Source organism: Wenyingzhuangia aestuarii (assembly GCF_011927765.1).
Classification (GTDB): Bacteria; Bacteroidota; Bacteroidia; order Flavobacteriales; family Flavobacteriaceae; genus Wenyingzhuangia; species Wenyingzhuangia aestuarii.
On record NZ_JAATJG010000001.1, the window covers coordinates 34,792 to 46,111 of the forward strand.

An 11,320-nucleotide genomic window follows, 5' to 3' on the forward strand; every position below is an offset into this window, starting at 1 on the left:
AATTTAACCAGTTTAACCATTCCAGATAGTGTAATTAGTATTGGTTCTTCTGCTTTTTCAACAACAGATGCATCTAGTTTAGGATATAACCAACCATCTTTAAAATTAACCAGTTTAACTTTAGGAAGTTCACTTTCAAGTATTGGTTCTTCTGCTTTTAAAGGTTGTGTAAATTTAACCAGTTTAACCATTCCAGATAGTGTAATTAGTATTGGTTCTTCTGCTTTTTCAACAACAGATGCATCTAGTTTAGGATATAACCAACCACCTTTAAACTTAACCAGTTTAACTTTGGGTAGTTCATTAACTACCATTGGAGCATCTGCTTTTAAAGGCTGTGTAAATTTAACAAATCTAATCATTCCTGATGCTGTTACAAGTATTGGAAATCAGTCTTTTGGTGGTGTAAATAGTTCTTTATTTGGTGAAACAATAACTTCAAAATTAACCAATGTAATTGTAAAACTTAGAACTCCTTTAAGTGTCAATGCTAATATTTTTAATAATGGTAATATTGGTAATATAGATTTAAGAGTACCAGTTGGAACTCAATCTTTGTACCAGTCAGCAGAGGTGTGGAAAAATTTTAAAACTATTACAGAAAAAGATGGTTTAAGTAAAATATTTACAGCTAATGGGATTAATTATGCTGTTAATAACTCCTCAAAAAAAACAGTAGAAGTATATGTTAATACTTCTTATAATGGTTCAAATTTATCAGTACCTAATACTGTTATAGATACAGATACAGCTATTCAATACACTGTAACAAGTATTGGTAGTTCTGCTTTTGAAGGGTGTACCAGTATAACAACTTTAACAATCCCCAATTCTTTAACTAATATAGCAGAAAATGCTTTTTCTAACTGTATATTTTTAACTACAATAAACTCTAAACCGGCTGTTCCTATTAGTATTAATGCTAATGTTTTTAATAATATTACCATAGAAAATATTGATTTAAATGTTCCTGTTGGGACTCAATCTTTATACGAGGCAGCAGAGGTATGGAAAGATTTTAAAACAATTACAGAAGATGAAAGTTTAAGCGTTCAGTTTATTACTAATGGAATTAATTATATTGTTACCAATACGGTTAATAAAACAGTTGCAGTAGCAAAAAACAACTCTTATGTAGGAGCAGCAGTTATTCCAAATTCTGTTGTAGATGCTAGTTCTGGTATTGAATATACAGTTAATAGCATATCAAATTCTGCATTTTTAGGTAATAATAATTTAACAGAAATAACTTTGCCTGTTTCTGTAACAACAATAGGAGAAAATGCTTTTTCAGGATGTGTTGGATTGGCAAGTATAATTTTACCAGAAACAATCACATCTATTGGGAATAATGCTTTTGTATCTTGTACCAATTTATCTAGCATCAGTGTAAAAATGTTAAGCCCTGTAATTATTGAAGCAAATGTTTTTACAGGAGTTAATATTGAAAATATTAATTTAAATGTTCCAGTTGGAACCAAATCTTTATACGAGGCAGCAGAGGTATGGAAAAATTTTAAAAGTATAAAAGAAGATGATAGTATTAGCCCACAATTTATAGTTGATGGAATAAAATATATTATTACAGATTCTGTTAACCACAATGTAAAAGTAGGTAGTAATACTTCTTTTGTTGGAGCTGCTATAATTCCTAGCAAAGTTACCAATTCAGATACTTTTTTAGAATATTCAATAACAAGTATTGGAGAAAATGCTTTTATGGGATCTAATGGATTAAAAAGTATAACTATAGGAAGCTTAATCACAACTATTGGAAAAAATGCCTTTAAAAATTCGGGATTAATAGGAGAAATTATAATTCCAAATATAATAACAAGTATTGGAGAGGCTGCTTTTTCAGGATGTGTTGATTTAACAAGTATAAAAATTCCTGAGTCTATAACTAATATTGAACCTTATACTTTTGAAGGTTGTACAGGATTAACAAATATTGTGCTCCCTAAGGCTTTAGTCACTCTTAAAGATTTTTCTTTTAGTTCTTGTACTGGGTTAACTAGTGTAAGTGTAAAAATGGAAGCCCCAATAAGCATCAATGCAGCGGTTTTTAGCAATCTTAATATTGCTGAAATAGAGTTAAAAATACCTTTTGCTACAAAAACATTATATGAAACGGCTCCTGTTTGGAAAGACTTTAAAAGTATAACAGAAGATTTAGAATTAAGTGAGTCTTTTACGGTAGATAATATTAATTATGTTGTTATAAATTCAAGTAACAAAACAGTAACAGTAGGTAATAACACTTCATATATTGGGGCTGTTGTAATCCCTAATAAGGTTATCAATCCAGATAATGAAATTGAATATACAGTAACAACTATTGGTGATTTTGCTTTTGTTGGAAATAATGGTTTAACAGCTTTAACAATAGGAAGTTCTATAACTAGTATCGGAATAGGAGCTTTTTATTTATCAGGATTAAGTGGAGAATTAACCCTTCCAAATACTGTAACAAGTATTGGAGAAGCTGCTTTTTCAGAATGTAGTGGTTTAACAAGTATTAATATACCAGATGCTATTACAAGTATTGAACCTTATACTTTTTATGGATGTTCAAGCATAAAAAGTTTGGAAATCCCCAATTCGGTAACAAGTATAGGAAGTTATGCCTTTGTTGAAACAACTGATTTGATAACTTTGACATTAGGAAATTCTTTAATAAGTATTGGAGACGGAGCTTTCTATAAATCGGGTGTGAGTGGAGAATTAAGTCTTCCAAATACTGTAACAAGTATTGGAGAGGCTGCTTTTTCAGAATGTAGTAGTTTAACAAGTATTGATATTCCAGATGGTGTAAAAGATATTAGAGCTTATACTTTTTACAACTGTAATAGTTTAACAAGTATTAATATTCCAGACAGTGTAATAAGTATTGGAAAGTCTGCCTTTGTACATACAGTCAATTTACAATCTCTATCAATAGGAAATTCTCTAACAAGTATTGGGTATGGAGCTTTTTATTTATCAGGATTAAGTGGAGAATTAATTCTTCCAAATACTGTAACAAGTATTGGAGAAGCTGCTTTTTCAGAGTGTAGTGGTTTAACAAGTATTAATATACCAGATGCGGTAACAAGTATTGGTGCATATACTTTTTATAATTGCAATAGCTTAACAACGATTGCAATTCCAAATTTAACAACTAGCATTGGAACAAATGCTTTTACACTTTGTACTAGCTTAACTAGTGTAAGTGTGAAAAACACAACACCAGTAATTATAAATCCTACTGTTTTTAGTAATATTTCTTTAGAAAATATAATTTTAAAAGTACCATTAGGATCTAAAGTATTGTATGATGAAGCAACAGTTTGGAAAGATTTTAAAAGTGTAGAAGAAGACGAAAATTTAAGTATAAAATTTACTGTTGATGGAATTAATTATATAATTATTAACACGGCTACTAATTTAGTTTCTGTAGGAGATAACACTACTTATGAGGGAGTAACGGTTTCTATTCCAGAGACTGTAACAGACCCAAGTACAGATATTTCTTACAAGGTAATAGGAATTTCAAAGAACGCTTTTAAAGACAATACCCATATTGCTTATTTAAAAATCGCAGCAACTGTTGTTTTAGAAAGCATTGGTGAGTCCGCTTTTTCAGGCTGTACTGCATTTTCAGGAGCTTTAAGTTTACCAGCTTCTGTAACAAGTATTGGAGCACATGCATTTTCAGGTTGTGTAGGTATCACTAGTGTTTCTGTAAGAAATTCAATACCTGTAAGTATCCAAGCCAATGTTTTTGAAGGTCTTAGTTTGAGTACGATTCCTTTAAATGTTCCAAATGCAGCTGCCAAAACAGCTTATGAAGGAACTTCAGTTTGGTCAGATTTTAAAACGATTTCAGTGCCAGGTTTTACCGTTGGAGGTCTTGTTTATACAATTGTAGATCCAATCAATTATACGGTTGAAGTAGGAGACAATAGTTCTTTTGCAGATTCATTTCTTAGTATTCTAGACTCTGTTACCGACCCTAATACAGGTACAGATCAAGGAGACGGCATTGATGACGGAGGTCTTGGAGGAGATGATGGCTTCGGTGGAGGCTTTGGAGACGGAGGTTATGACGATGGCCTTGGAGATGGTGGAGATCTTGTTGATGAAGGAGGTAGCGGTATTACTTATAATGTCATAGGTATTTCAAAGAATGCTTTTAAAAACAATACAAATATTACTTATTTAGATATAACAACAGCTGCAAGTTTAGTAAGCATTGGAGAAGGAGCCTTTTCAGGTTGTAGTGAGATGACAGGAACTTTAAGTTTGCCTAGTCTGGTAACAAATATTGGAGCTTTTGCATTTGATGGTTGTACTAAGCTTTCAGGAGACTTATTACTTCCGTCTAAGGTAACCAGTATTGACGAATCAGCCTTTAAAAACTGTACAGGTGTTACAAGTGTAACGGTAAAAAACCCAATACCTGTAAGTATCCAAGCCAATGTTTTTGAAGGACTTACTTTAAGTAATATACCTTTAAATGTATTCAATGGAACGGCAATAGCAGCCTATGCAACAGCAGCAGTTTGGAAAGATTTTAGCCCTATAATAGCACCAAAATTTACTTTTGAAGGAATTGCTTATAATGTTACCGATTTGACAAATAAAACGGTAGAACTAGGCGATAATATTTCGTATACAGGTACTACATTTAGCCTTCCAGCTACAGTTAGCGATGGTCAAACTACGTATAATGTAACCAGTATTGCCAAAGATGCTTTTAAACAAAATAGTACTATTACAACTGTTGATTTGTCAGGAGCTACCAATTTAACAATAATTGGTCAAGAGTCTTTTACAGGTTGTACTAATTTAACAACAGTTACCCTTCCAGAAGGTTTAACTCATATAGAAGATTTTGCATTTGGAGGAGCTAGTGCTTTAACAAGTATTGTTATTCCAAATTCTGTAACCAGTTTAGGAAATGCTGTTTTTACTAGCTGTAGTAGCTTAACCAGTGCTGTTGTAGGTAATTTAGTAACAGAACTTAAATCATCGGTATTTAACAACTGTAGTAGTTTGGTAACAGTTACTCTAGGTAGTTCTGTAACTAGTATTGGGACTTATTCTTTTTCAGGCTGTACTAGTTTAAAAAATGTAATTGTAAAAAATACAACACCAATAGCAGATCTTGCTGCCTCTGTTTTTAATGCTTTAACATTAGATGCGATTACATTAAAAGTACCTAATATAGCTTCTAAAGAATTATATGAGTTAACAAGTGTTTGGGAAGATTTTAGAATTTGTGTTTCCTTTACTGCAAATAGTCTTGATTTTAATATCACAGATGAAACCAATAATACAGTTGAATTAGGTTATAATAGTTTACATAACGGATCTGTTGTAATTCCAGCAACGGTTATTTTTGATGGAATTGTTTATAAAGTAACTGCTATTGCAAATGATGCTTTTAAAGACAATACAGATATTACGAGTATTGATTTATCAGGAGCTACTAATCTAAGATCAATAGGAAACTCTGCTTTTAGAAATTCTACAAATTTACAAACGGTAGTTATTCCAAGTACAGTTACTAGTATTGGTGATTATGCTTTTGCCGATACTACAAATTTAGAAGTTGTTGTTTTTAGTGAACAGACTAGTGATAATTCATCAGCTAAAATAAGTTATCAAAACCAAGCAAATAAAATAGTTGTTGCAAATTCGTTAACAAGTATTGGAGCATTTGCTTTTTCTTCTAGTGGGTTAACTAGTATAACAATTCCTGGAACAGTCACAAGTATTGGAGAAAGAGCTTTTAAAAACTGTAACGAATTAGAAACAGTTATTGTAGAAAATTCAAATCCAATAGATATAAGTGATAATAATGTTTTTGAAGGTGTTATATTAAATAATGTAAGTTTAATAGTGCCTAATGATATAGCTATAGCGACATATCAAAATACAGCTGTTTGGCAAGACTTTAAAAGTATTAGAGAAGAGTCTACATTAGATATAGAAGAAAATGTGTTTCATAAAGAAATAAGCTTAAAAATCACAGAGAACCAAGTAGAGATCGTACATAGCGCTACTATCAAAGTAAATAGAATCACGGTAATAACAACTTTAGGAAGTTTGTTTATAACAATTGATGATAGTGATAAAATTAATACAGTTTCTTTATTAAGAGGTGTTTATTTAATTAAGATAGATACTAGTAATGGAAGTTTGGTTAAGAAATTTATAAAATTATAAATCATTTAATCAAATACTAAATACTTTGTGTTTTTAGTAGCAATATTAGCTATCTTAAAAAGAGTCAAGATTTTCTTGGCTCTTTTTGTTTTTAAAATCTGTCAAAATTACTTAATTGGTATCAATATTGTATTTTGGTACACAAATTGATTGCAAACAACTGTATTAAGAATAAAACCTTATAAATAATGGAAGTAGACGTAAGAGCTATCAGCGAAAAAATCGAAAGAGAAAGTGCATTTGTGGATTTATTGTCCTTAGAAATGAACAAAGTTATTGTAGGTCAAAAACACATGATTGACCGTTTGTTGATTGGTTTGCTTGGGAATGGACATATTTTATTAGAAGGAGTTCCAGGATTGGCAAAAACTTTGGCAATTAATACATTAGCAAAAGCTGTAGACGGTGCTTTTAGCCGTATTCAGTTTACACCAGATTTATTACCTGCCGATGTGGTAGGAACCATGATATACAACATGAAGGAAAATGATTTTTCTATTAAGAAAGGTCCTATTTTTGCAAACTTTGTGTTGGCAGATGAAATTAACCGTGCTCCAGCAAAAGTGCAGTCAGCATTGTTAGAAGCCATGCAAGAACGTCAAATTACCATTGGTGATGAAACTTTTAAGTTAGACGAACCTTTCTTAGTAATGGCAACTCAAAACCCTGTAGATCAAGAAGGAACTTATACCTTACCAGAAGCACAGGTAGACCGTTTTATGTTAAAAGTAGTAATTGATTATCCTAAATTAGAAGAGGAGCAATTAATTATGAGAGCTAACTTATCCGGAACTTACGAAAAAGTAAACCCTGTAGTTTCTTTAGAGCAAATTATCAAAGCTCGTGAAGTAGTTCAGGAAGTATACATGGACGAAAAAATTGAGAAATACATTTTAGATTTAATTTTTGCCACTCGTTATCCGGAAAAATACGGATTGGTAAACTTAAAACCGTTAATTTCTTTTGGAGCTTCTCCTCGTGGTAGTATTTCTTTAGCTAAAGCCGCTAAATGTCATGCTTTTATCAAACGTAGAGGATATGTAATTCCAGAAGATGTAAGGGCAGTTGTTTTAGATATTTTACGTCACCGTATTGGAATTACGTACGAAGCAGAAGCAGAAAATGTAACTGCAGAAGATATTGTAAACCAAATTGTAAACGTAGTAGAAGTACCATAGCAGTATCAAGTAGTTAGTATCAAGTATCAGGATTACAAACAGTAATTAAAAAGTACTTGCTACCTGCTACCTGTTACTAGATACCCTAAAAAAATGGACACCAAAGAAATCTTAAAAAAAGTACGTAAGATAGAGATCAAGACACGTCGTTTGTCCGATCATATCTTTTCAGGAGAATATCACAGTTCTTTTAAAGGACGTGGTATGACTTTTAGTGAGGTAAAACAATATCAATTTGGTGATGATATCCGTAGTATAGACTGGAATGTAACCGCTCGTTATAACGAACCTTATGTAAAAGTTTTTGAAGAGGAACGAGAACTAACTATGATGTTGATGGTAGACATTAGTGGTTCTGGAAATTTTGGAACACAGGAGCAATTTAAAAGAGCAACGCTTACAGAAATTGCTGCAACATTAGCGTTTTCGGCCATTCAAAATAATGATAAAGTAGGATTGTTGTTATTTTCTGATGGAGTTGAATTGTACATTCCACCCAAAAAAGGAAAAAGTCACGTATTACGAATCATTAGAGAAATGATTGAATTTGAACCTAAAAGTCAAAAAACAAACATTAACGAAGCTTTAAAATACATGTCTAACGTCATGAGAAAAAAAGCCATTGTTTTTGTCTTGTCCGATTTTATGGATGATGGTTACGAACACACCTTAAAAATTCTAGGAAATAAACACGATGTTACAGGAGTTAGAGTTTACGATCAGTTTGATGAAACCTTGCCAAAGATAGGATTAGTTCCTATGGTAGATGCCGAAAGTGGAGCTACCGTTTTGGTAAATACATCGTCTAAAAAAGTTCGTACCAATTACGAAAAACAGTTTTACAATTGGAAACAAAACTTTGAAACTGCTTTTAAAAAGAGTGGTGCAGGTGTGTTAAGTTGTAGAACGGAAGAGAATTACGCAAAAAAATTATTGACATACTTTAAACAACGTGGGTAATATGAAGTATTTCATCACAAGTATTTGTTGCTTATTTAGTGTATTTATGATGGCTCAAATAGAACCATCCATCACCATAAAAGCAGATACAACTAATATTAAAATAGGAGAACAGTTAACGTATACCATTCAGGTTTCCAAAGGTAAACAAGTAACGTTTACCAAATTGGAATTAGACGGTTTAGAGTTAGCAGAAGAATTGCCAACCGATACGGTAAACAATCAAATTTTAAAAAAGTATTTAATTACAGGATTTGATAGTGGTTCTTTTTACATTAAAAAACAACAAGTATTTTTAGATGCCAAGGCTTATTTTACAGACTCTTTATTGGTAAATGTAGCTACAGTTGCTGTAGATACTACCAAATTAGCACCTTATTATAAAACCAAAGGACAAGAAACAGAAGCTTATACCTTTGCAGAAGTTTGGTATCGTTATCAAAACTATTCGTACATCACTTTAGGAGTTATTGCTTTTATAGTGGCTCTATACTTTTTATTCCGTAAAAAAGAAGAAAAGCAAGAAGTTGTTATTCCTAAAATACCACCTTATATAGCGGCAACCAAAGAATTAAAAAACTTAGAGTCTAAAGAATTGTGGCAAAACAATCAGGTAAAAGAATATTATTCTGAATTGACAGACATTGTTAGAAAATATATAGGAGATGAATTGTTTGTACAAGCTTTAGAAACCACTACAGATGAGTTGATGGAGTTATTAAAAGGAGAAAACAAACAACAACAATTAGGTTTAGATAAAGATATTTTAGAAAGATTAGAAGGTCTTTTATCACAAGCAGATTTTGTAAAATTTGCCAAACAAAAACCTATAGAAAATGACATCAAAGGACATAAATACGATGCAGAGGCTGTGATAGAAACCATCCATAAAATTGTAGAATCAAAAAAGACGGTAGAAAAAAATGAAGTACAGTAATTTTGAATTTACAGACCCATTATTTTTATGGGGTTTAGTCATCATTCCGTTAGTAGCGGTTTGGTTGTACATCAGCAGAAATAGAAATCAAGCTAAGTTGGCTATTTCATCTGTTAAGTCTGTACAACAACCAGGATTTTACACTTATTTATATCGTGGTTTATGGGCATTTAGATTGTTAGCGCTTGCGTTGTTAATTATAGCTTTGGCAAGACCTAGAAATGTAGCGGTTACTACTAAAAACAAAAAAAATAAAGGAATAGACATTGTAATGGCAACCGATGTTTCGGGATCTATGTTGGCTAGAGACTTAAAGCCAAACAGATTAGAAGCTTTAAAAGAAGTTGCAGGAAAGTTTGTAGACAAACGTCCTAACGATAGAATTGGAGTAGTATTGTATGCTGGAGAAAGTTATACTAAAACTCCTATTACAAGTGATAAATCTATTGTAAAAAGAACTATTGCTACCATAGAATATGGAGGAATAGAAGATGGTACTGCCATAGGTATGGGATTGGGTTCTGCCGTAAACCGATTAAAAGATAGCAAAGCCAAAAGCAAAGTAATTATTCTGTTAACAGATGGAGTAAATACGGCAGGTTCTGTAGATCCTAAATTAGCTACTGAGTTGGCAAAAGGTAGCGGAATTAAAGTATATACCATTGGTATTGGTACTAACGGAATGGCAGAAATGCCTTACGCTAAAGACTATCAGGGTAGATTGTTGTACAAACCTATGCAAGTAGAAATTGACGAAAAACTATTAACATACATAGCAGAAGAAACAGGTGGTAAGTATTTTAGAGCAACTTCTAACACCAAGTTAAAAACTATTTATGATGAAATAGATAAATTAGAAAAAACAGAAATAGAAGAGTTTAAATATTACAACTACCAAGAGCTATATAGAAATTTAATTCTAGCGGCTTTAGGATTGTTGGTTTTAGAGTATTTGTTAAAGAACACTTTATTTAAAAGTTTTATATAGTTATGCAAAGATTAGAAGAACCTATATATTTTTATGCCCTTGCATTACTTCCCTTTTTATTGGTGGTTTTGTTATATAAATTTTGGTGGCAAAAACGCAAACAAAAAGCCTTTGCAACAGCTGGTTTGTTACAAAAATTAGCTCCAGATTTTTCGGTGTACAAATCAACATTAAAGTATGTGTTTTTAGCTTTGGCAATAGCCAGTTTGGTAATTGCATTAGTCAATCCAAAAATTGGAACAAAATTAGAAACTGTTAAAAGAGAAGGAGTAGATATTGTATTTGCTTTAGATGTTTCTAAAAGTATGTTGTCAGAAGACATTGCACCTAACCGATTAGAAAAAGCAAAACAAATTATTCTTAAAACGATAGATCAATTAGGAAGTGATAGAATTGGAATTATTATTTATGCAGGTAATTCTTATCCTTTATTACCCATTACTACAGATCATGCTGCGGCCAAATTATTTTTAAAAAATGCTTCACCAGACATGGTTTCTAGTCAAGGAACTGCCATTAACGAAGCTTTAAGTTCTGCTAAAAATTATTACAATAACGAAGAGCAAACCAATAAGTATTTGGTCATTTTATCTGATGGAGAAGATCATGAAGAAAATACTGTTGAGCAAGCTAAAGAATTAGCCAAAGAAGGAATTAAAGTCATTACCATTGGAGTGGGTACCGAAAAAGGAGGAGTAATTCCAGATATGATTAACGGTTATAAAAAAGGCTTAAAAAAAGACAAAAACGGAGAAGTAGTTATTACCCAAAGACATGCTCAAGTATTGCAAGAGGTAGCTGCTAGTGCCAATGGTTTTTATGTAGATGGAAACAGAACAGCAACATCGGTTAATAAAATTATTGATGTACTGTCTAAAGCCAAAAAAACAGAGTTTGAAACCAAACAATTTTCAGATTATAAAAGTCAGTTCCAATGGTTTATTGGTTTAGGAATTTTATGGTTACTATTAGATTTGTTTGTTTTTGAAAAGAAAACAAAATGGGTAAAGAGTGTGAATTTGTTTAATGAAAATGAAGAATAGA

General features: G+C 31.8%; 6 protein-coding genes. All 6 read left to right on the forward strand.

Annotated features, from left to right (window positions below):
• Nucleotides 1-39 precede the first annotated feature (39 nt).
• Nucleotides 40-6,213 (forward strand): leucine-rich repeat protein, encoded by a 6,174-nt coding sequence (locus GGR97_RS00145; protein ID WP_394352671.1) that lies wholly within the window; start codon nt 40-42, stop codon nt 6,211-6,213.
• A gap of 188 nt (nt 6,214-6,401) precedes the next feature.
• A complete protein-coding gene (locus GGR97_RS00150) occupies nt 6,402-7,391 on the forward strand; it encodes an AAA family ATPase (RefSeq protein ID WP_167896390.1) in 990 nt (329 codons plus the stop codon).
• Nucleotides 7,392-7,484: 93 nt separating this feature from the next.
• On the forward strand, nt 7,485-8,351 hold the full coding sequence (locus GGR97_RS00155) for a DUF58 domain-containing protein (RefSeq protein ID WP_167896391.1): 867 nt from the start codon (nt 7,485-7,487) through the stop codon (nt 8,349-8,351).
• Nucleotide 8,352: 1 nt separating this feature from the next.
• Complete coding sequence (locus tag GGR97_RS00160) at nt 8,353-9,288, forward strand: hypothetical protein (RefSeq protein ID WP_167896392.1); 936 nt, start codon at nt 8,353-8,355, stop codon at nt 9,286-9,288.
• Entirely contained in the window at nt 9,275-10,276 is a 1,002-nt protein-coding gene (locus GGR97_RS00165) for a vWA domain-containing protein (RefSeq protein WP_167896393.1), read from the forward strand. The genes GGR97_RS00160 and GGR97_RS00165 overlap by 14 nt, the downstream gene beginning before the upstream one ends.
• Before the next feature lie 2 nt (nt 10,277-10,278).
• On the forward strand, nt 10,279-11,319 hold the full coding sequence (locus GGR97_RS00170; protein ID WP_167896394.1) for a vWA domain-containing protein: 1,041 nt from the start codon (nt 10,279-10,281) through the stop codon (nt 11,317-11,319).
• Nucleotide 11,320 lies beyond the last annotated feature (1 nt).